We start from the raw sequence: 20543 nt of genomic DNA on the forward strand, positions 1-20543 counted from the left end.
TGCTACTGCGCTGCGCGGCGGGGAGGCGCCTTGGTCGCGGCTTTCCGGGCGGCGGGTTTCGCTGTTTTGCCAGCGGGCTTGGGGGTCGCTGACTTAGCCGCCGGTTTGGCGGCGGCTGTCTTTTTGGCTGGAGCTTTGCGCGGTGTGGCGCTCGGTGCCGCTGTCTTTGCCGCAGGCTTGGCCTTCGCCTTCGTTGACTTCGCACCACGCGCACCGGGCTTCGGCTTGAGTTCTTTGCCCTTCTCGGCGAGCAGCGTGACCGATTCCTCAAGCGTGATGTCTTCCATCGCGACGCCGCGCGGAAGGTTGGCGACCATCTTGCCGTGCTGGAGATAGGGGCCGAACCGCCCCTTCTTGACCATCACCGCCTCGCCATCCTTGGGATGGGAGCCGAGCGCGCGGACGCTCGCCAGCTTCTTCGCCAGCAGATCAACGGCGCGATTGGCGCCCACGCTCAGCACATCGTCGTCGCGGTCGAGCGAAGCATAGACGGAGCCCATGCGGATATAGGGTCCGAACCGGCCGACGCCGGCTTCCATGGGTTCCTTCGCCTCGGGATGCAGGCCGATGAGGCGGGGCAGGCCCAGCAGGCCGATGGCCTGTTCCAGCAATATCGTCTCACCATCCACGCCGCGCGGCAGGGACATGCGCTTGGGCTTCTCGGCTTTCTTGCCCTTGGTCTCCGACGGCGGCGGTTCGCCTTGCTGGACATAGAGGCCGTAGGGACCCCGGCGGACCGTGATCTCCTCGCCAGTCTCGGGCGAGCGGCCGAGCACGCGCATGCCCTCCTTCAGCGTCTCCTCGCCCTCCTCGCCGCCATTGATGGCGAGGCGGCGGGTATATTGGCAGGCAGGGTAGTTCGAGCAGCCGATGAAGCTGCCATGGCGCCCGAGCTTCAGTCCGAGGCGGCCATTGCCGCAGGCCGGGCATTTGCGCGGATCGCTGCCATCGGCGGGCGGCGGAAAGAAATGCGCGCCGAGGTCATTGTCCAGCGCATTGATGACGTCGGAGATCTTGAGGTCCTTGGTCTGGTCCACGGCCTCCGAGAAGTCGTGCCAGAAGGCCCGCATCACTGCGCGCCAATCGGCTTTGCCGTCCGAGATCTCGTCGAGCTTCTCCTCCAGCGAGGCGGTGAAGCCGGTATCGACGTAGCGGGTGAAGAAGCTGGTGAGGAAGGCGGTGACGAGCCGGCCGCGATCCTCCGGCACCAACCGCTTGGCGTCCATTCGGACATAGTTGCGGTCGCGCAGCACCGAGAGGGTGGAGGCATAGGTGGAGGGGCGGCCGATGCCGAGCTCCTCCATTTTCTTGACCAGGCTCGCCTCGGTGAAGCGGGGCGGCGGCTGGGTGAAATGCTGGCTGGCCTTGACGCCACGGCGGGTGAGGGGATCGCCCTCCACCATGGCGGGCAGCACGCGGCTTTCGTCGTCTTCTTCCGACTGGTCGTCCCGGTCCTCGCGGTAGAGTTTGAGGAAGCCGTCGAAGGCCAGCAGGGAGCCGGTTGCGCGCAGCACGGTGCCCTGGCCGTCGGCGATGTCCACGGCCACCTGATCGAACTCGGCATGGCTCATCTGGGAAGCGACGGCGCGTTTCCAGATCAGCTCATAGAGCCGGGCCTGGTCATGGCTGAGGCGCCCGGCGACATCCTGCGGGCGGCGAGAGACATCGGTCGGGCGGATCGCCTCATGCGCTTCCTGCGCGTTTTTCGCCTTGGTGCTGTATTCGCGCGGGGCGCCGGGGATGTAGTTGGACCCGAATTCGGCCTTCACATGATCGCGGATAGCATGCACCGCCTCGCGCGCCATCTGCACGCCGTCGGTCCGCATATAGGTGATGAGACCCACGGTCTCGCCGCCGACATCGATACCCTCGTAGAGCTGTTGCGCGATGCGCATGGTCTGCTGCGCGCCGAAGCCGAGCTTGCGGCTCGCCTCCTGCTGCAAGGTCGAGGTGGTGAAGGGCGCGCTGGGATTGCGGCGGACACGCTTGCGCTCGATCTCGGCGACCGAGAAGGTGCCGGCTTCGACCGCCGCCTTGGCGGCCTCGGCGGCGGCGGAATTGGGCAGGTCGAACTGGTCGAGCTTGCGGCCCTTGAGGGTGGTCAGCCGCGCGGTGAAGGGGGCGCCGGCGGGCGTCGCCATCTGCGCTTCGATCGACCAGTATTCGCGTGCCCGGAAAGCCTCGATCTCGGCCTCGCGCTCGCAGACCAGGCGGAGGGCGACGGATTGCACGCGGCCGGCGCTGCGGCTCCCGGGCAGCTTGCGCCAGAGCACCGGAGAGAGGGTGAAGCCCACGAGGTAATCGAGGGCGCGGCGGGCGAGATAGGCCTCTATGAGTGGCTGATCCAGCTCGCGCGGCTTGCCCATAGCCGTTGTCACGGCGTTGCGGGTGATCTCGTTGAAGGTCACGCGATGGACGATCTTGCCCCGCAGCGCGTTCTGGTCCTGCAACATGGCGCGGACGTGCCAGGAGATCGCCTCGCCCTCACGATCCGGATCGGTTGCAAGGTATAGGGTGCCGGCGCCCTTGAGGGCGCGGGCGATCACGGCGACCTGGCGGGCACCGCGCTCATCCGCTTCCCAATCCATCGCGAAGTCCTGGTCCGGCCGCACGCTGCCATCTTTCGGTGGCAGATCACGCACATGGCCGAAGCTGGCGAGGACGGTGTAGCCGTCGCCCAGATACTTGTTGATCGTCTTAGCCTTAGCGGGGGACTCGACGACGACGACGTCCGGCATACTGCTCCTGCTCGCTCAGCCGCCAAATTCGGGGATCAGGACCACGCGATTGCCGGGAAGAGACTCGATGCGGCCGCCGAGTTCCAGGTCCAGCAGGGCGGCCATAATGGCGGCATGAGACGTGAACTGGCAGTGTCGGAGCAGATCGTCAACAGACGTAGGTGCCGGGCTGAGCATCTGCAGCACAGCATTTCGCGTTTCGATGGGTGCCTCTTCCGTTTCTGAAGCGTAATCGAACGCCTGCGCGGGCTCGGCCAGGCTCGCGGGCGGGCGTAGCTGCTCGGGCCCCTGCGGTAGGTTGGCGAGGACATCGGCGGCCGTCTCGGTGAGCTGGGCGCCTTGGCGGATGAGGTCGTTGGAGCCATGGCAGCGGGGGTCCAGCGGTGAGCCGGGCACGGCGAAAACCTCGCGGCCGGATTCGAGCGCGAGCCGGGCGGTGACGAGACTGCCGGAATGGCGCGCGGCTTCGACAACCACCACGCCGAGAGAGAGCCCGGCGATGATGCGGTTGCGGCGCGGGAAGTGGCGCGCCTGGGGCTGGGTGCCGAACGGCGCCTCGCTGACCACCGCGCCGGTCTCGGCGATGCGGCGCTGCAGGTCGATGTGCTGTGGCGGATAGGTCTGGTCGAGGCCGCCGGCGACGGCCGCGATGGTGATCCCGCGCGCCTTCAGCGCCGCCTCATGCGCGGCCGCATCCACGCCGCGCGCCAGGCCGGAGACGATGGCGAGACCGGCTTCCGCGAGCGACGCCGAGAGGTTGGCGGCGATGTGCTGGCCATTGAGGGAGGCCTGGCGGCCGCCGACGATGGCGACCGCGCGTTTCGCGAGGAGGGTGACGTCGCCGAGCACGCTCAGCGCCGGCGGGGGATCGGCCAGCATGGCGAGAAGGGGCGGGTAGGCGGGCATATGCGCCATCAGCAGCGTGGCGCCGAGGCGGGTCAGGGCCGCGATCTCATCCTCGACGGCGGCCACCGGCGGGATGGTCTTTTCCGTGCGCCCGGCGGCGCGGATGAGGCCGGGCAGGGCGTCGAGTGCGGCGGCGGCGCTGCCGAAGCGGGTGAGCAGGCGGCGGTAGGTTACCGGCCCAACGCCATCAGTCCGCGCCAGTCTGAGGCGGGCAACGAGGTCGCTGATGGGTCGGGTCCCGCGGCTCACGTCGCGCCGATACGCGGTTCGGTGCCCGCCAGAAGGCGGCGGATATTGGCGTGATGGCGGGCCAGCACCAGGATGGCGACGACAAGCGCCAGGATCGCGCGGGCCGGACCGCCGAAACCCCAGGCAAGCAGCGGCGAGAGGATGAAGGCCAGCAGCGCTGAGGCGGAGGAGATGCGAGTCGTTTTCGCGCCGACCAGCCAGATGAGGCACATGATCGCGCCCTCCGGCCAGCAGGCGGCGAGCGCCACACCGAGGCCGGTCGCGACACCCTTGCCGCCGCGAAAGCGCAGCCAGACCGGGAACATGTGGCCGAGCACCGCTAGACCGCCTGCCCAGAGCGGGGCGAAGCTGCCCGGTATGTCGAGCGCCGGGACATTGGCCACGATCAGAACCGCGGCGGCGCCCTTGAGCCCGTCGAGCAACAGGGTCGCGGCGGCGAGGCCTTTGCGGCCGGTGCGGAGAACATTGGTGGCGCCGATATTGCCGGAGCCGATCTGGCGGATGTCTCCCGCGCCGCCGAGGCGGGTGATAATGAGGCCGAAGGGGATGCTGCCAAGCAGATAGCCGACGAGCACCGCGAGGAAGGGGAATTGGGTCATCCGAATACCCTCCGTCCCGCTTTCCAGGTGCCGAGCACGCGACCCTCTAGCGCGCGGCCGTCGAAGGGCGTGTTGCGCGCCTTGCCGGGGAGTTTCCCGGCCTCGACCTTCCAGGCGCGGTCAGGATGAAACAGGCAGAGGTCGGCGGCGACGCCTTTTGTGAGCCTCCCCTGCGGCAGCCGCAACACGGTGGCCGGACCGGACGTCAGCAAAGCCAGCGCGCGGATGAGCGGGATGGCGCCGCCATGGACCTGCGCCAGCGTCACCGCCAGCAGGGTGGCGAGACCGGCGCCGCCAGCGGAGGCCTGGGCGAAGGGCTGGCGCTTGTCGTCAGCGTCGCGCGGCTGATGGTCGGAGGCGACGGCGTCGATCGTACCATCGGCGAGTGCCGCGACCACCGCCAGGCGGTCGCTGTCGGCGCGCAGCGGCGGTGAGAGTTTCGCGTAGGTGCGGAAATCGCCGATGGCGATCTCGTTGAGGTCGAAATAGGGCGGCGCCGTATCGCAGGTGATGCGCAACCCCTCCGTCTTCGCGGCGCGGATGAGGTCGAGCGCGGCGGCGGTGGAGATATGGGCGAAATGGACCCGGCCGCCGGTGAGGCGAACCAGGGCGATGTCCTGCGCGACCTGGATCGCCTCCGCCGCCGCCGGGATGGCCGGCAGGCCGAGACGTGTCGCCAGCTCGCCCTCGGTCGCGCAACCGCCCTCGGCGAGCGACGGATCCTCGGGGTGCTGGACCACAATGCCGTCGAAGCCGCGCGTATAGGAGAGGACCGCGCGCATGAAGCGGGCCGGGCCGATGGCGCGGCCGCCATCGGTGAAGGCGACTGCGCCGGCTTCACGCAACAAACCAAGCTCGGCGAGTTCCACCCCGGCGCAGCCGCGCGTCACGGCGCCATAGGGGAGGATGCTGAGGCTGCCGGTCTCGACACCACGCGCCAGCAGCAGCCGTACCAGCGCCGGATCGTCGATGGCAGGGCGGGAGTCGGGGAGCGCTACCAGCGTCGTGATGCCACCGGCGGCGGCGGCGCGGGCGACCGAGGCGATGGTCTCGCGATATTCATGGCCGGGCTCGCCGAGTTCCGCGCGCATATCCACCAGGCCGGGGCAGAGCACGGCGCCCTCGGCGGCGATGATGTCGGCGCCCTCGGGCTGGACGAGGCCCGTTGCGATCTCGGCGATCAGACCGTCGCGGAGCAGAACGTCGGCGGTCTGGTCGAAGCCGCTGGCCGGGTCGATGACCCGGGCGCCGGCGATGAATGTGTCCCGCAACTGCACCGGGGGCATGGCGTTCATCGGCGCACGATCTGCAGTGGCCGGGCGAGGCGGTCGAGCACCGCCATGCGGATGGCGACGCCCATTTCCACCTGCTCGCGGATGACGCTGTGGACGGGGTCGTCCGCCACCGCGCTGTCGATCTCGACGCCGCGGTTCATCGGGCCGGGATGCATCACCAGTGCATTGGGCTTGGCATAGGCGAGCTTGTCCGCATCGAGGCCGAAGAAGCGGAAATATTCGCGCGCGCTCGGGACAAGGTTGCGGGTCATGCGTTCTTTCTGCAATCGTAACATCATGACCACATCCACCCCCGCCAGTCCATCCGCCATGTCGTTGAAGACCAAGACGCCGAGTTCCTCGATAGCCGCCGGGATCAGGGTTGGCGGTCCCACCACGCGCACCTGGCTGCCCATCGACAAGAGAAGATGGATGTTCGAGCGCGCGACGCGGGAATGGCCGATATCGCCGCAGATCGCGATGGTCAGCCCTTCGAGGCTGCCGCGATGACGCCGGATCGTCAGCGCGTCGAGCAGCGCCTGGGTCGGGTGCTCATGCGTGCCGTCCCCGGCATTGATGACCGCCGCATCGACTTTCTGGGCGAGCAGGTTGGGCGCGCCGGATTGGTCGTGCCGCACCACCAGCAGATCGCATTGCATGGCGTTGAGCGTGGAGGCGGTGTCGAGCAGCGTCTCGCCCTTCTTCACGCTGCTGGTGGAGACCGACATATTGAGCACATCGGCGCCGAGGCGCTTGCCGGCGAGTTCGAAGCTGGTCCGCGTGCGCGTGCTGTCCTCGAAAAAAAGGTTGATGAGAGTGCGGCCGCGCAGCACGTCCCGCTGCGTCTTGCCCGAGCGGTTGAGCAGAACATAGCTCTCGGCGAGGTCGAGAAGATCCTCGATGACGGAAGGCGCCATGCCCTCGATGGCGAGGAGGTGGCGCATTCAGGCGGCATCCTGCGTCGCGGCCGTGACGGCGGCGATGCGGGCGAGACTCTCCTCCCGCCCCAGAGCGGCGAGAGTCGCGTCGATCGGCGGGCTGGTGGTGGTGCCGGTGAGCGCCGCGCGCAGCGGCTGGGCGACCTGGCCGAGCTTGCGGCCGGTGGCCTCGGCGAAGGCGCGGAGGGCGGCATCGACCGCGGCGGCGGAGAAGTCGGTCGCGGCGAGATGCGGCGCGAGGTTGGCCAGCATGGCGCGCGCTTCCGGAGTGAGCTGCAGAGCCGCCTTATCGGTTATCGCGAATGGCAGGCGGCGCGCGAGGAAGGCGGCGGAGGCCGCGAGTTCGAGCAGGGTTTTCGCGCGTTCCTTGAGGCCGGGCATCAGCGTGGCGATACGCGCCTCGGTCGTCTCGTCGAGGACGAGGCCGGGCTCATCCGCGAGACGGCGCGCGACGTCCCGCGCCAGCCGTGCGTCATCCGCCTGGCGCAGCCAGAAGCCGTTGAGGTGGGTGAGTTTGGCGTAGTCCATCCGGCTCGCCGCGCGGCCGACGCCATCGAGGTCGAAGAGGGAAATGGCTTCGTCCCGCGACAGTATTTCCGCGTCGCCGTGGCCCCAGCCGAGGCGGAGGAGGTAGTTGCACAAGGCTTCCGGCAGGAAGCCCTCGCGCTCGAATTCCAGCACGCTGACGGCGCCGTGACGTTTCGAGAGCTTTGCGCCATCCGCGCCGTGGATCAGCGGGATATGGGCAAAGCGCGGCAGGTCCCAGCCCATCGCGCGGTAGATCTGGACCTGCCGGAAGGTATTGGTGAGGTGATCGTCGCCGCGAATGACATGCGTGATCGCCATGTCGTGGTCGTCCACCACCACGGCATGCAGGTAGGTCGGCGTGTTGTCGCTCCGCAGGATGATCATATCGTCGAGCTCGGCATCGGCGACGCGGACCATGCCCTGCACCAGGTCGTCCACCTCGGTCACGCCGCCACGCGGGACCTTCAGGCGGATCGAGGGTTTGACGCCGGCCGGCGCCTCGGCCGGGTCGCGGTCTCGCCAGCGGCCGTCATAGCGCGGCGGGCGGCCTTCCTTGATGGCGGTCTCGCGCATCGCCGTAAGCTCCTCGGGCGTGCAGTAGCAGCGATAGGCGCGGCCTTGGTCCAGCAGCGCGTGCGCGACCTCGACATGGCGCGCCTCGCGGGCGGATTGGTAGACGGCTGGCTCGTCAGGCTGCAGATCGAGCCAGGCGAGACCTTCGAGGATGACCTGGGTCGCGGCGGCGGTGCTGCGGGCGCGATCGGTATCTTCGATCCGCAGCAGGAACTGGCCGCCGTGGTGGCGGGCGAAGAGGTAGTTGAACAGCGCGGTGCGTGCTCCGCCGATATGGAGCAAACCGGTGGGGCTGGGGGCGAAGCGCGTGCGGACGGTCATGGCCGCTCCATAGAACATTTGAGGGCGGCGTGAAAACGCCGTGAGGTGGCGGCGGCCGCCCGATGCGGCCCGCCTTTGGGCAGGCGCCCGGCTCGCCTTCGATCGATGGACGATGGCCGAGCATGGCCGGTTCCTGGCTTGGCTGCCGGTCTTCATGGGCGCGGGAGTGCTGCGATACTTCGCGGCGGAAAAGCCGGCGGTGCCCTGGCTTGGCCCGGCGATGGTTGCGGCGGCGCTCGTGGCGGTGATGGCGTCGCGGCTTTGGCTGGCGCCCCGCGCGGTGGCTTTGGCGGGACTCGCGGCAGCCATCGGCTTCGCTTCCGCCGCTCTGCGAACGGAGCGGATGGCGGCGATGCCCGACCTGCCGCGCCACGCCGCGATGATCTCGGGCATCATCCGCGCGGTCGAACCGCTGCCCGCCGGGCGGCGCTTGGTGCTGGATGATGTGCGGATCGACGACGCGGCTGCGCTCAGTCGCCGCATCCGCATAAGGGTGCGTGGCACTGACCGGCAGGCGCTGCTGCCTGGCGAGCGGGTCAGCATGAAGGTGCTGGTGCGACCGCCTTTCGCGCCGACCTATCCCGGCGGCTGGGATCTGCGGCGCGACGAATTCTACGCGGGTCTCGCAGGCGGTGGCTTCGCGCTGTCGGCGGTGACGCGTGAGAGTTTGCCCGAAGCGCAGGGGCTGAGCGAACGCTGGCAGGTACTGCGCGAGACTATCGCCGGCCGGATTCTGGCGGTGCTGCCGGGCACGACGGGCGCGGTGGCAGCGACGCTCCTCACCGGCATCGCGACCGCGATCCCGCCGGACGACCGCGCCGCCTTCGCGACCGCTGGGCTCGCGCATATCCTGGCGGTCGCCGGGCTGCATATCGGCATCGTCATGAGCACGGTTTTCGCGGCGTCCCGTGCCGCCCTCGCTTTGTCGCGCCATACGGCTTTGCGCTGGCCCATTAAAGAGATCGCCGCCGTCATCGCGATCGCGGCCGGTGGCGGCTACATGGCGCTGACCGGCATGCATCTGCCGATCATCCGCAGCTTTGCGATGGCGTCCCTGGTGACGGTCGGCCTGGTCCTCGGCCGCCGCGCCTTGTCGCTGCGCGGGCTTGGGCTGGCGGCGACGCTGCTGATGCTGACGCAGCCTGAGGCGGTGGCGGATGTCAGCTTTCAGATGAGCTTCGCGGCTGTGCTGGTGCTGATCGCGGGCTATGAGGCGATCCGGCAGCGGCCCATCGTGTTACTCGCGCGCGGTGCCGGCTTCTTGCGATGGCTGCGGCGCGACCTGCTGCTGGTGGCAACGACGAGCCTGCTCGCCGCAGCGGCAACGGCGCCCTTCGTCGCCTACCATTTCGGCCAGGTGCAGCCCTATTCGGTGATGGCCAATCTGCTGGCCGTGCCGTTGACGGCGTTCTGGGTGCTGCCGTGGGGACTGGCGGCGCTGGCGCTCATGCCGCTGGGCCTCGCCTTCCTCGCGCTTGTTCCGATGGGTTGGGGCTGTGCACTGCTGATCGGCATCGCGCGGCTCATCAGCCGGTTGCCCGCCGCGACCCTGGCTGTGCCGCCTGAGACGCGCCTCGCATTGGCGCTCGCGGCCTTTGGGCTGATTTGGCTGTGTCTGTGGCAGAGCCGCCTGAGGTTATTGGGTCTGGTGCCGCTTGTAATCGGCGCTTGCGTGCTGCCTTGCCTGGTCACGGTGCCGGATCTGCTGGTCTCGCCCGATCTCCGCATCATCGCCTTCCGCACGCCGGGCGCGATCTATCTGCTGCAGGCGGGCAAGGACGACTTCACGCTTGGCGAGTGGCACCGCTTCTTCGGCGCGCGGACGCTGCGGAGTTTTCCCGCGCAGGGCAGCTCACCCGATGGCAAAGTGGTTTGCAGCCCCGACGGCTGCCTGTTGCACGGCGCCTCGACCGCGCTGCTGTGGCGCGCGGAGGCACCACCGGAGAATTGTCGTGGGTTCGCGGTCCTGGTCACCACCGACTTCCTGGACGGTCTGTCCGGCCCGGCTTGCGCCGAGATGCCGGTCATCGATCGTTCGACCGTTCGGCGCGTGGACGCAGTCTCGGTCAGGCTGACGCCCAAGGGCGCCGTGCTGGCGGAGGACCGGCCGTTGCGTGGCGACTGGCCCTGGCTGCCGTCGCCTTGGCGGCCGGAAAACGGCTCCGATGAGCATTGGTAACGACTTCCGCATTGCATTTGCCCACAAGTCGGGCAAGACTTCGCATCAACGAATAAGCCGCGATCCGCGGGGGGACGTCATGAACGAGAGGTCGGCCGCCGAGATGCGGTCGCCGCAAGGTGCCCGGCTGGAACAGGCCGCACGCGCGGCATGGCTCTACTATGTCGGTGGCCGCACGCAGGATGAGGTGGCGGGGCAACTCAACATCTCGCGGCAGGCGGCGCAGCGGCTGATTTCGCTCGCGCTGTCCGAGAAACTCATCAAGTTCCGCTTCGACCACCCCATTGGGCCGCGCATGGAAACCGCCGAGGCGCTGTCGCGGCGCTTTGGCCTCACGGTCTGCGAAATCGTGCCGACGATGGGCAATGCCACAACGACTCTCGCCTCCGTCGCCATCGCGGGCGCGCAATTCGTCGAGAAATGGCTGGCGCAACGCGCGCCGCTGGTACTGGGGATGGGAACCGGCCGCACGCTGCGTGCGATCGCCAATGAGCTTTCGCCGATCGCTGCACCGCAGCACAAGATATTCTCGCTTTGCGGCACGATTCTGCCGATGGGACGCGCCATCGCGCTCGATCCTGTCTTGCGTCTTGCCGAAAGGTCCGGCGCGCAATGCTACTCGCTGCCAAGCCCGGTCATCGCCGCGACTGTCGAGGAACGCGAGATGCTGCAAAAGCAGCAGCCCTATACGACGGTACGCCACCTCATCAGCCAGGCACGCTGCATGTTGGTGGGCATCGGCGCGGTCGGCTGGCGGGAAGCCCTGCATGTCGATGGCGTGGTCTCCGACGCCGAATTGACTGAACTGATCGAGGAGGGGGCGGTGGGCGAAATCACCGGCTGGTCCTACGACGCGAGCGGAAAACTGCTCGGCGGCGCGATCAACGACCGGGTGGCGGGGCTGTGGCCCTTGGCGCTCGAATCGGGTGCCCTGCGGGTGGGCGCTGCCTTCGGGGCCCAGAAGGTAGCCGCTATACGGGCGGCCCTTTCGGGCGGCATGGTGAGCGGGCTGATCACCGACGAAGCGACGGCGGAAGCGCTTCTAGTGGAAGGGAGTTCTTGACAGTCGTTTCTCTACTTGATGTTCTGCTCAAAGCCTGGGCATACGCTCGGTTCCGGATTGGCTTAAAATTATAAACGACGAGGGGATGGACATGCGCATGAAGACCATCGCGGCTTTTGCCGCCGCTTTGCTAGCCGGCACGAGCCTCGCGGCCAGCGCCGAGACGATCACCATCGCGACCGTGAACAACTCGCAGATGGTCGTGATGCAGAAACTCGCTCCCACCTGGGAGAAGAAGACCGGCAACAAGATCAACTGGGTCGTGCTCGAGGAGAACGTGCTGCGCCAGCGCGTCACCACCGACATCGCGACCCATGGCGGCCAGTTCGATGTCATCACCATCGGGTCCTATGAGACGCCGATCTGGGGCAAGCAGGGCTGGCTCACGAGCGTCGGCGATATCAAGGGCTACGACTATAACGACGTGTTCCCGTCGGTCCGTTCGGCGCTCAGCGAGGGCGGCAACCTCTACGCGCTGCCCTTCTATGCCGAGAGCTCCTTCACCTATTACCGCAAGGATCTGTTCGACGCGGCCGGGCTGAAGATGTCGGACGCGCCGACCTATAAGGATATCGACGCCGCCGCCGCCAAGCTCACCGACAAGAGCAAACAGCAGTACGGCATCTGCCTTCGCGGCAAGCCGGGCTGGGGCGAGAACATGGCTTACCTCGATACCGTCGTGAATACTTTCGGCGGCTCGTGGTTCGACATGAAGTGGAATGCGCAGCTCGACAGCAAGCAGTGGAATGACGCTGTCACCTTCTACATCCACCTGCTCAAGGATTACGGCCCGCCGGGCGCCAGCTCCAACGGCTTCAACGAGAACCAGGCGCTGTTCGCCACCGGCCATTGCGCGATGTGGATCGATGCGACTTCCGGCGCCGGCATGATCTACGACAAGAGCAGCAGCCAGGTGGCCGACAAGGTCGCCTTCACCGCCGCGCCGGTCGATGTGACGCCGCATGGTTCGCATTGGTTCTGGGCCTGGGCGCTCGGCATTCCTAAGACCTCGACCAAGGCAGAAGTCGCCAAGGACTTCATCGGCTGGGCGACGTCCAAGGATTACATCGACCTCGTTGGCCAGACCAATGGCTGGACGACGCTGCCTCCCGGCACGCGCCTCTCCACCTACGAGAATGCCGACTATCTCAAGGCGGCACCTTTCGCCCCTGCCGTGAAGCAGGCGATCGATACGGCCGATCTCGATCATCCGACGATGAATCCGGTGCCCTATACCGGCGTCCAATACGTCTCCATCCCCGAGTTCCAGGCGATGGGCACGACGGTTGGTCAGCTCGTTGCCGCGGCCCTGACCGGCCAGAGCACGGTCGAGAGCGCGTTGAAGCAGGCACAGGCTTCCGTCACCTCGACGATGCAGCAGGCCGGCTACACGCAGTAACGCGTCTAGACGCGGTTTGGCGTAACTTCATGAACGGCTCGACGTACCGCGTCGGGCCGTTCATTGTATTTGAAACGAACCCGGGGACACACCGGGGGCCGCGAAGCGGGGGAGGATTTGGATGAGTACGGCCGCATCTGCGACAATGGGCGGCCCGCGCGCCAAGCCGGGCAAGAAAAAAGCGATAGGCGGCGGCGTCAATACTATGCCGCTGCTGGCTCCCGCGGTCGGCTTATTGCTGATCTGGATGATCGTGCCTCTGGCGATGACGCTGTTCTTCGCCTTCCGCCGCTACAATTTGCTCAACCCGATGATCCATGGGTGGGCCGGGTTCAACAATTTCAAATATCTTTTCGAGGACCCCGCACTTCTCCACTCGCTGCTGGTCTCGGTGATCCTGGTGGTCGGTGTCATCGCCATCACCATCATTCTGGGTTCCATTCTCGCCGCCATCTTCAACCAGCCCTTTCCGGGGCAGGGCGTCGCGCGCGTGCTGATGATCTCGCCCTTCTTCGTGATGCCAACGGTGAGCGCGCTGGTATGGAAGAACCTGCTCATGCATCCGGTGAGCGGCCTTTTCGCCGCCTTCGCGCGCATGCTCGGCTTTCAGCCGATCGACTGGTTCGGCTCCTTCCCGCTCAGTTCGATCATGCTGATCCTGTGCTGGGAATGGCTGCCTTACGCCTTCCTCATTCTGTTCACCGCGCTGCAGTCAATGGATGAGGAACAGCTGGAAGCCGCCCGGCTGGACGGTGCCACGGCCTACAACATCTTCGTCAGCATCCAATTGCCGCATATGGCGCGCGCTATCTCGGTCACGATCATGATCGAGATGATCTTCCTGCTCAGCGTCTTCGCCGAAATCTACGTGACGACGGCGGGCGGCCCGGGCTTCGCCACGACGAACCTGACCTTCCTCATCTACCAGCGCGCGCTGCTGGCCTTCAACGTGGGCGGCGCTTCCGCCGCCGGTGTCATCGCCATCATTCTCGCCAATATCGTCTCCGCCTTCCTCACGCGGAGCGTCGGAAAGAGGCTTGAGATATGAGCCATTCTGTCGCCAAGCAGCGCCATCCCGTCGCCGGCATCATCGCCTGGGTCGTGGCGCTCGTCATGTTCTTCCCAATCGCCTGGATGGCGCTCGCAAGTTTCAAAACCGAGGTGGAAGCGGTACAGACGCCGCCGCTGCTGTTCTTCATGCCGACGCTGGAGAATTACCGGGCAATTTTCTCCGAGGCGAATTACCTGCTGTTCGCGGGCAATAGCGTCGGTATCGCGGTCGGCGCAACCTTGCTGACGCTGATCATCTCCGTCCCGGCCGCCTTCGCGATGGCCTTCTACCCGTCGCCGCGCACCCGTGGCCTGCTACTATGGATGCTTTCGACCAAGATGCTGCCCGCGGTGGGTGTGCTGGTGCCGATCTACCTTCTGGTGCGCGACGCGGGGCTTTTGGATAGCCGCACCGCGCTGATCGTCATCAATACCCTCAGCAATATGCCGATCGCGATCTGGATGCTGTTCACCTTCTTCCGCGATCTGCCGAAGGACATCATCGAGGCGAGCCGCATCGACGGTGCCAATCTGCGGCAGGTTCTGGTGCATGTGCTGCTGCCGCTGGTGATGCCGGGCATCGCCTCCACCGGGCTGCTCTGTATCATCCTGTGCTGGAACGAGGCTTTCTGGAGCCTCAACCTCACGGCGCATAACGCGGCACCGCTCACCGCCTTCATTGCGTCTTTCTCGGCGCCTCAGGGTCTGTTCTGGGCGAAGCTTTCGGCGGCTTCGGTGCTGGCGATCGCGCCGATTCTCATCTTCGGCTGGTTCAGCCAGAAGCAACTGGTCAGCGGCCTGACCTTCGGAGCTGTGAAGTGAGACTACTGGGCAAAGTCGCCGTCATCACAGGCGGCGCGCGGGGCATCGGCCGCGCCATCGCGACGCGCTATGCGGAAGAAGGCGCGCGGGTGGTGATCGCGGACATCAACCAGGCGGAGTCGGAGAACGTCGCGCGAGAGATCGGGCATGACGCTCTCGGCGTTGGCCTCAATGTCACCAAGCAAGAGTCGATCGACGCGATGGTGCGTGACGTCGTGGCGCGGGCGGGGCGAATCGACATCCTCGTCAACAACGCCGGCGTTTTCGAGATGGCGCCGGTACTGGAGATCACACGCGAGAGCTACGCAAAGCAATTCGCGGTGAATGTTGAGGGTCTGCTCTTCACTCTTCAGGCTGTGGCGAAGCAGATGGTTTCGCAAGGAGAGGGCGGCAAGATCGTCAATTTCGCCTCCCAGGCGGGGCGGCGAGGGGAGGCGCTGGTCGCGGTCTATTGCGCCTCCAAGGCCGCGGTCATCAGCCTGACGCAGAGCACCGGCTTGGGCCTGATCAAATACGGCATCAACGTCAATGGCATCGCGCCGGGCGTGGTGGATACCCCGATGTGGGATGTGGTGGACGCGCAATTCGCGAAATACGAGAATCTCCCGCTCGGCGAGAAGAAGCGGCAGGTAGGCCTTGCGGTGCCTTATGGGCGTATGGGCAATGTCGGGGATATGGTGGGCGCGGCGGTGTTTCTGGCGAGCGCCGATGCCGGGTATATCGTGGCGCAGACGCTCAATGTCGATGGCGGGAATTGGATGAGCTGAAGGGGGCCGTTCATTCAGAGCGGGATGACTTTGGCTCGAAACCGTGCCCACTCCACCTCGTCATGCTCGGCGAAGGTCGAGCATCCACGCCTTGCTTGCTCGACGAAGGCAAGGCGTGGATGGCATGCCTTCGCGTGCCATGACGAGTATTTGGTTCGCGGTCCAGTATTAGATCAATACGTTTCAGCCCAAAGTCTTCAGCAGGTCCCGGAAATAGCGCGGCAGGTCATTCGGCTGGATGACCGCCGCTCTCACCGTCTGGTCGAAATGTTGCACCAGCGCGCGGACGTGTTCGCGTGACTGGAACACGAGATACATCTGGCCGACATAGATGGTCGCGCGGATCGGCCCGAAGATGGTGATCGGCGCGGAATACAAACGCCGCCCGTCATAAAGATACCAGCGATATCGGGGATAAAGCTCGTCGCACAGGGCGATGAGATGCTCCAGCTGCGCGCGGCGTGTCGCGAGCGGGAGATCCTCCCAGATCCCCGTGCCCCGTGCGAAGCTTTCGATCACCTGGATCGACGCGCAGACTTCCATATCCGTCTCGGGACGCCGCAAATAATCGAGACGAGATCGCGTGATTTCAATTCGTCGCTGTGGCGAGAGGGCGATGAAGTGCTCGTATTCGAAGGCGATGACCTCCTCGGTCTTCAGCACATCGGGGAAATTGCTGGGAATGTGCCGCACTTTGTAGCCGGTCGCTTCCTCGTGCCACTCGATCAAGCGCTCATCGACCGGCGACAGGGCATTGGCCTCGATGCGCGGTCTGTCATCGCTGAGCACGCCGGCTTCACGGTCCTCGATTTCCCGCAGACCCAGCAGCCAGTCCACCGAGACCTGGCCGATCCGAGCGATAGCGGCCACCGACTCGATCCGCGGCAGGCGATCGTTTGTGGGTGAAAGAATCTGCGACAGGGTCGAGCGGTCTATCCCGATAGCCCGGGCGAAGTCGCTCTGCCCCCCGCCGGAGCGGGACATGACCGAGAGCAGGCGGGTGCGGAAGACACGGACAAGCTCGGCGCGACTTGAAGAGGCTGAGATCATAAATACATTGTAAAGCCAATGCTGTGAATTATCAACAGAAGCGGATATTGGTTATCATTCCCACGATCCATTTGTTGGTTATCTTATTGAATCCCTCATATTCCCCGATCATCATAGGGGAATGCAATTACAGAGCCCAGCCGCCAGCCTGCGCCACCACTCAGCCGTCGAATGGCCGACCTGTTTTCTGGCGCTCGGGATCTATCTCTGCTGGGGGTTGCTGACCTTTTTCCACGCGTCCATTCCCTGGCCGGTATTGGTCGTTGGCGGCGGCTGGATCGTCGCCTGGCAGATGTCGCTGCAGCATGAGGTCATGCATGGTCATCCGACGCGTTATCGCTGGCTGAATGACGCGATTGGGTTGCCGCCGCTCACGCTTTGGCTGCCCTATCCGATCTACCGGCGGTCGCATCTTCGGCATCATCGAAACGCGCATCTCACCGATCCGCTCGAGGATCCTGAGAGCTACTACCTGACGCCGGAGCGTTTCGGCCGTCTAGGGAGCGCTGCCCGCGCCTTCCTGCGGTTCCGCAACACGTTTTTCGGCCGCATCACCTTCGGCGCCGTCCGCAGCATCGTGCTTTTCCTCTGGAGCGAGTTGCGTCACGCCCTGCAAGGCGATCGTGCGACCTTGCGCATCTGGTTGCCCCATCTTCTCGGTGTCGGGTTTCTCTTAGTCTGGGTCTGGGGAGTTTGCGGCATGTCGCCGCTGGTCTACGTGGCCTGCTTTGTGCTGCCGAGCCGCTCGCTATCGCAGATCCGCTCCTTCGCCGAACATCGTGCGGCCGACGTGCAGGACGAGCGAACCGCGATTGTCGAGAATTCCCCCGTCCTGGGCCTGCTGTTCCTCAACAACAATCTGCACGTCGTCCATCACGACAAGCCCGCGCTGCCCTGGTACCGCATCCCGGCCTATTACCAAGCAAATCGCGCACGGATCATCGAGGCGAATGGCGGGCTGGTCTATGACGGCTATGGCGATGTGATCCGGCGCTATTTCCTGACGCCGCATCACGAGGGCGCCCATCCCGGCCATGACGCCCCGCGCGTCTCGGTGCCATCGCCGGCGCGGCGATTAGCCCATGCGGCAGTGCTTTCTCAGGCGATTGTGGAATACCCCGCCGCTGCCGCCTCCTCCTCGAAAGCCGCGACGGCCGCGTAGGTTTGGGCCTTGACGGGGCGGATGTCCCGGATGCTCAAGCCGGTCATCGCCTGCCGCAGCGCCGGACGGTGAGCGGCGCCGGTCAGCACCCGGCGCAAGGCTTCGATGAGGGCCGGCTCGGTGTGGGACGAGGTGATGAACGGAATGGCGGGGCTGGCGGCGGTCTCGGCGATGATGCGAAGGCGAGTGATGTCCTTCGGCCGATAGTGCGCGACGAGGCCGAAGGTCACGCAGTCGATCGCGGCAACATCGGCCGAGCCCTCCGCCACCGCTGCCATGCTGGCGACATGGGCGCCGCTGACGGTGACGGAGCCGAAGAAACGGGCCTCGCGCGCGAGACGTGCCACGAGATGACGAGGCAGGTTCATCCCTGAATTCGAGTGCCATCCATTCATGGTGAAACGCGCGCCGCGAAGATCTTCGAGGTTGCGAAGCGGCGAGTCGGTTGCCACGACGATGAAGGATCGGTGGGTCGGCATGCCGCTCGGGTCCATCGCGCAGCCCGGCAGATCATGCAGCGGCGCGGCGAGGATTTCATATTGGCCGGGATAGAGGGCGAGCAGCGGGTAGCCGCACATGTGGCTGAGGAGCGTTTGGGGCTCGATCTCCTCTGGCAGGTCCAAGCTCGGCTGAACGATCGTCTCCGGGATGTTCGCAAAGCCTTCCTCTTGGAGAGCTTCGCGGATCGCGGCCCAAAATGTAGCGTTGGCGGCGGCCATCTCGGGCAAGGCGTACATCGACAGCGAGACGAAAGGCGTCATTGTTATTCGATGGCCGTTAGAAGCCGAGGATATCTCTGGCCTGGACCGTCCTCACTCCACCACGTCATGCTCGGCGAAGGCCGAGCATCCACGCCTTCCTTGCGCGACGAAGGCAAGGCGTGGATGGCACGCGGGGGGCCGCCCCGCCTTAGCGTGCCATGACGGATCTTAGGGGCCTGGTTCAATGCTTGGGCGCCACTTTTCAAAGAGTCGTCGTGACCCAACTCGGGCCAAGTCAGCCTCATGTCAGCAGCGCTTCCACTTCCGCCAGGAGCGCCACCATCTCGCGCGCCGCCTGGGACTTTGGGCTCGCTTCCGTCACACCCATGCCGACGGCGAAGGCATTGGCAAAACCCGCGCGGTTGCCGAGCGTGGATGTGAGCAAGGCATAGCCTCCGCCGGCGATCTCCTGCTCGACGAGGCTGCGCAAGCGGGAGGAGGCTGGCGTCCGGTTGAGCAGCAGCCGAACCAGCCGCTTCTCCGCCTGCGCGAGTTTCAGCGTTCCCTCGGCAGCCCAGAGATCTGGCGGACTCGGCTGGAGGGGCACGAGCACCAAATCAGCCTCCCGCACGGCGAGCTTCGCATCGGTGTCGATATGCGGTGGGCTATCGACGACAACCACGTCGTGGCTTTGCCGCAACCGGTTGAGCTCCGACCGCAACCGCCATCCCGATAAATCCGAGGCGGTGATCTTGGGGAGCGGCCGGGATTGGCGTTCCCGCAACTCGTGCCAGCGGGCCAGGCTGCGTTGCGGGTCGATATCGAGCACCGCGACGCGGCGCGTGGCGGCGAGCGCGGCAGCAAGATTGACGGCAACCATCGTCTTGCCCGCTCCGCCCTTCTGCTGTGCGATCGTAATCACGAATGACATGCGCACGACTCCATCGAGACGCCCATTATAGGACGAGATGGTGTCTATGCGTCTGCAACGACTCTCGCGGTCAACTTGCTGCCTGCACCGTCTGCCATCCCTCGGAGGCAAGGGCGTGCAGGATCTCATCCTCTCCGCATAACCCGACCACGCGGCCCTCCGCCGTCATGATGACGGGGAGCCCGGAGGTCTGCCGCGCCTGGATGACCGACTTCATCGTCGCCTCGGAACTGATCGCCGTGCACCAGCCTGGCTGCGTGACGTCGTTTTCGGTCGCGGCGAGCAGTACTGGCACAGGCTTGCCATCGACCTTTACCTGGATGTCGCGGCCATTGCCGAGATCCATGAGGATGTCGCGATGCGGATCGAGCACTTTCCAGCCGTCGCGGCTCGGCAGCTGGTCGAGCTGCCGCATGAAGGTCCGGCCGCGCAACACGTTCAGCGGATTCATGTGCTGGACGAATTCCCGGACATATTCGCTGGCCGGGCGCAGCACGATATCCTCCGCCACGCCGGATTGGATGATCCGGCCGCCTTCGAGAATGGCGATCTGGTTGCCCAGCTTCAGCGCCTCGTCGAGGTCGTGGCTCACGAAGATGATGGTTTTCCGGACCTCCTTCTGCAGGGCGAGAAGCTCGTCCTGAAGCTTGGTCCGGATGAGTGGATCGAGCGCGGAAAATGGCTCATCCATCAGCAGAATATCGGCATCGGTCGCGAAGGCGCGGGCGAGGCCGACGCGTTGCTGCATGCCCCCTGAGAGTTCGCGCGCGTATTTGTCGCCCCATTTATCCAGCGCCACGAGCTTCAGCTTCTCATCGACGATGCGGCGGCGCTCGGAATCCGAAACCCCGCGCAGCTCGAGGCCGAGGCCAACATTTTCGCGCACCGTGCGCCAGGGCAGCAGCGCGAATTGCTGGAACACCATGGCGATGCGCCTTGTGCGCATGAAGCGCAGAGTGGCGGCGTCGCAACTCGCCATATCGACCTGGCCTTGGTCACGCGCCACCAGGATGCGGCCGCGCGTCACCTTGTTCAGGCCGTTGACGGCGCGCAGCAGGGTGGATTTGCCCGAACCGGACAGACCCATGAGAACGCAGATCTCGCCCTCGCGAATTTTCAGCGAAGCACCTTGTACGCCCATGACGACGCCGGTTTTGGCGATGATCTCGTCCCGGCTGTGGCCCTTGTCCATCAGCGCGAGGGCCTCGTTCTTGGCACGAGCGCCGCGCCGGCCGCGGCCTGAGAACAGAATATCGACGTTCGAGAATTCGATGACCGTCTTGTCGTCCATGA

Annotated in this window: 17 protein-coding genes; 7 read left to right on the top strand and 10 right to left on the bottom strand. The window is 65.7% G+C overall.

Annotated features, from left to right (window positions below):
* Positions 1 to 2: 2 nt before the first annotated feature.
* From topA to gltX, 6 genes are read right to left on the bottom strand one after another with little or no spacing between them, the layout of a single operon-like run.
* Complete coding sequence (gene topA / locus GSQ83_RS26855) at positions 3 to 2738, bottom strand: type I DNA topoisomerase (RefSeq protein ID WP_158805924.1); 2736 nt, start codon at positions 2736 to 2738, stop codon at positions 3 to 5.
* A gap of 15 nt (positions 2739 to 2753) precedes the next feature.
* Positions 2754 to 3893, bottom strand: coding sequence for a DNA-processing protein DprA (gene dprA / locus GSQ83_RS26860; protein ID WP_254065931.1), 1140 nt, complete (start codon positions 3891 to 3893; stop codon positions 2754 to 2756).
* On the bottom strand, positions 3890 to 4492 hold the full coding sequence (gene plsY / locus GSQ83_RS26865; protein ID WP_158805925.1) for a glycerol-3-phosphate 1-O-acyltransferase PlsY: 603 nt from the start codon (positions 4490 to 4492) through the stop codon (positions 3890 to 3892). Before plsY ends, dprA begins: the two co-directional genes overlap by 4 nt.
* On the bottom strand, positions 4489 to 5763 hold the full coding sequence (locus GSQ83_RS26870; RefSeq protein ID WP_371418086.1) for a dihydroorotase family protein: 1275 nt from the start codon (positions 5761 to 5763) through the stop codon (positions 4489 to 4491). The genes plsY and GSQ83_RS26870 overlap by 4 nt, the downstream gene beginning before the upstream one ends.
* A 20-nt stretch (positions 5764 to 5783) precedes the next feature.
* Complete coding sequence (locus GSQ83_RS26875) at positions 5784 to 6710, bottom strand: aspartate carbamoyltransferase catalytic subunit (RefSeq protein ID WP_158805927.1); 927 nt, start codon at positions 6708 to 6710, stop codon at positions 5784 to 5786.
* The gene (gltX, locus tag GSQ83_RS26880; RefSeq protein ID WP_158805928.1) at positions 6711 to 8126 is read right to left on the bottom strand and encodes a glutamate--tRNA ligase; all 1416 of its coding nucleotides are present in this window, start codon (positions 8124 to 8126) and stop codon (positions 6711 to 6713) included.
* A 40-nt stretch (positions 8127 to 8166) separates the two neighbouring features.
* On the opposite strand from gltX, the gene GSQ83_RS26885 reads away from it, so the two are divergent.
* From GSQ83_RS26885 to GSQ83_RS26910, 6 genes are all read left to right on the top strand, one after another.
* Entirely contained in the window at positions 8167 to 10305 is a 2139-nt protein-coding gene (locus GSQ83_RS26885; RefSeq protein WP_158805929.1) for a ComEC/Rec2 family competence protein, read from the top strand.
* A gap of 79 nt (positions 10306 to 10384) precedes the next feature.
* Complete coding sequence (locus GSQ83_RS26890; RefSeq protein ID WP_158805930.1) at positions 10385 to 11368, top strand: sugar-binding transcriptional regulator; 984 nt, start codon at positions 10385 to 10387, stop codon at positions 11366 to 11368.
* 91 nt (positions 11369 to 11459) lie between these two features.
* Positions 11460 to 12767: a sugar ABC transporter substrate-binding protein gene (locus tag GSQ83_RS26895; protein WP_158805931.1), complete on the top strand. Its 1308-nt coding sequence runs from the start codon at positions 11460 to 11462 to the stop codon at positions 12765 to 12767.
* Between the two features lie 121 nt (positions 12768 to 12888).
* Complete coding sequence (locus GSQ83_RS26900) at positions 12889 to 13815, top strand: carbohydrate ABC transporter permease (protein ID WP_216850602.1); 927 nt, start codon at positions 12889 to 12891, stop codon at positions 13813 to 13815.
* Positions 13812 to 14639, top strand: a complete 828-nt coding sequence (locus tag GSQ83_RS26905) for a carbohydrate ABC transporter permease (RefSeq protein WP_158805932.1) — start codon at positions 13812 to 13814, stop codon at positions 14637 to 14639. The genes GSQ83_RS26900 and GSQ83_RS26905 overlap by 4 nt, the downstream gene beginning before the upstream one ends.
* The gene (locus GSQ83_RS26910; RefSeq protein ID WP_158805933.1) at positions 14636 to 15406 is read left to right on the top strand and encodes an L-iditol 2-dehydrogenase; all 771 of its coding nucleotides are present in this window, start codon (positions 14636 to 14638) and stop codon (positions 15404 to 15406) included. Before GSQ83_RS26905 ends, GSQ83_RS26910 begins: the two co-directional genes overlap by 4 nt.
* A gap of 183 nt (positions 15407 to 15589) precedes the next feature.
* Here the strand turns inward: GSQ83_RS26910 and GSQ83_RS26915 are convergent, their stop codons facing one another.
* Complete coding sequence (locus tag GSQ83_RS26915; RefSeq protein WP_158805934.1) at positions 15590 to 16456, bottom strand: helix-turn-helix domain-containing protein; 867 nt, start codon at positions 16454 to 16456, stop codon at positions 15590 to 15592.
* Between the two features lie 121 nt (positions 16457 to 16577).
* On the opposite strand from GSQ83_RS26915, the gene GSQ83_RS26920 reads away from it, so the two are divergent.
* A complete protein-coding gene (locus GSQ83_RS26920) occupies positions 16578 to 17618 on the top strand; it encodes a fatty acid desaturase (protein ID WP_158805935.1) in 1041 nt (346 codons plus the stop codon).
* Here the strand turns inward: GSQ83_RS26920 and GSQ83_RS26925 are convergent.
* The 3 genes from GSQ83_RS26925 to choV all read right to left on the bottom strand — a co-directional run bounded on the left by GSQ83_RS26925 (position 17555) and on the right by choV (position 20541).
* Positions 17555 to 18379 carry a phosphate/phosphite/phosphonate ABC transporter substrate-binding protein gene (locus GSQ83_RS26925; protein ID WP_158805936.1) on the bottom strand — a complete coding sequence of 275 codons (825 nt, stop codon included), beginning with the start codon at positions 18377 to 18379 and terminating at the stop codon, positions 17555 to 17557. The two genes, GSQ83_RS26920 and GSQ83_RS26925, sit on opposite strands and share 64 nt — an antisense overlap.
* Before the next feature lie 241 nt (positions 18380 to 18620).
* Entirely contained in the window at positions 18621 to 19250 is a 630-nt protein-coding gene (gene parA, locus GSQ83_RS26930) for a ParA family partition ATPase (protein WP_158805937.1), read from the bottom strand.
* A 70-nt stretch (positions 19251 to 19320) separates the two neighbouring features.
* Positions 19321 to 20541: a choline ABC transporter ATP-binding protein gene (choV, locus tag GSQ83_RS26935; RefSeq protein WP_158805938.1), complete on the bottom strand. Its 1221-nt coding sequence runs from the start codon at positions 20539 to 20541 to the stop codon at positions 19321 to 19323.
* Positions 20542 to 20543: the final 2 nt, after the last annotated feature.

Source organism: Acidisoma sp. L85 (genome assembly GCF_009765865.1).
GTDB lineage: Bacteria > Pseudomonadota > Alphaproteobacteria > Acetobacterales > Acetobacteraceae > Acidisoma.

Excerpts from the sequence above, each read along its gene's own strand:
- topA (WP_158805924.1), bottom strand. The coding sequence starts at position 2,738 with ATGCCGGACGTCGTCGTCGTCGAGTCCCCCGCTAAGGCTAAGACGATC.
- GSQ83_RS26875 (WP_158805927.1), bottom strand. The coding sequence starts at position 6,710 with ATGCGCCACCTCCTCGCCATCGAGGGCATGGCGCCTTCCGTCATCGAG.
- GSQ83_RS26915 (WP_158805934.1), bottom strand. The coding sequence starts at position 16,456 with ATGATCTCAGCCTCTTCAAGTCGCGCCGAGCTTGTCCGTGTCTTCCGC.
- GSQ83_RS26920 (WP_158805935.1), top strand. The coding sequence starts at position 16,578 with ATGCAATTACAGAGCCCAGCCGCCAGCCTGCGCCACCACTCAGCCGTC.
- gltX (WP_158805928.1), bottom strand. The coding sequence starts at position 8,126 with ATGACCGTCCGCACGCGCTTCGCCCCCAGCCCCACCGGTTTGCTCCAT.
- GSQ83_RS26905 (WP_158805932.1), top strand. The coding sequence starts at position 13,812 with ATGAGCCATTCTGTCGCCAAGCAGCGCCATCCCGTCGCCGGCATCATC.
- plsY (WP_158805925.1), bottom strand. The coding sequence starts at position 4,492 with ATGACCCAATTCCCCTTCCTCGCGGTGCTCGTCGGCTATCTGCTTGGC.
- choV (WP_158805938.1), bottom strand. The coding sequence starts at position 20,541 with ATGGACGACAAGACGGTCATCGAATTCTCGAACGTCGATATTCTGTTC.
- parA (WP_158805937.1), bottom strand. The coding sequence starts at position 19,250 with ATGTCATTCGTGATTACGATCGCACAGCAGAAGGGCGGAGCGGGCAAG.
- GSQ83_RS26895 (WP_158805931.1), top strand. The coding sequence starts at position 11,460 with ATGCGCATGAAGACCATCGCGGCTTTTGCCGCCGCTTTGCTAGCCGGC.
- GSQ83_RS26890 (WP_158805930.1), top strand. The coding sequence starts at position 10,385 with ATGAACGAGAGGTCGGCCGCCGAGATGCGGTCGCCGCAAGGTGCCCGG.
- GSQ83_RS26900 (WP_216850602.1), top strand. The coding sequence starts at position 12,889 with ATGAGTACGGCCGCATCTGCGACAATGGGCGGCCCGCGCGCCAAGCCG.
- GSQ83_RS26925 (WP_158805936.1), bottom strand. The coding sequence starts at position 18,379 with ATGACGCCTTTCGTCTCGCTGTCGATGTACGCCTTGCCCGAGATGGCC.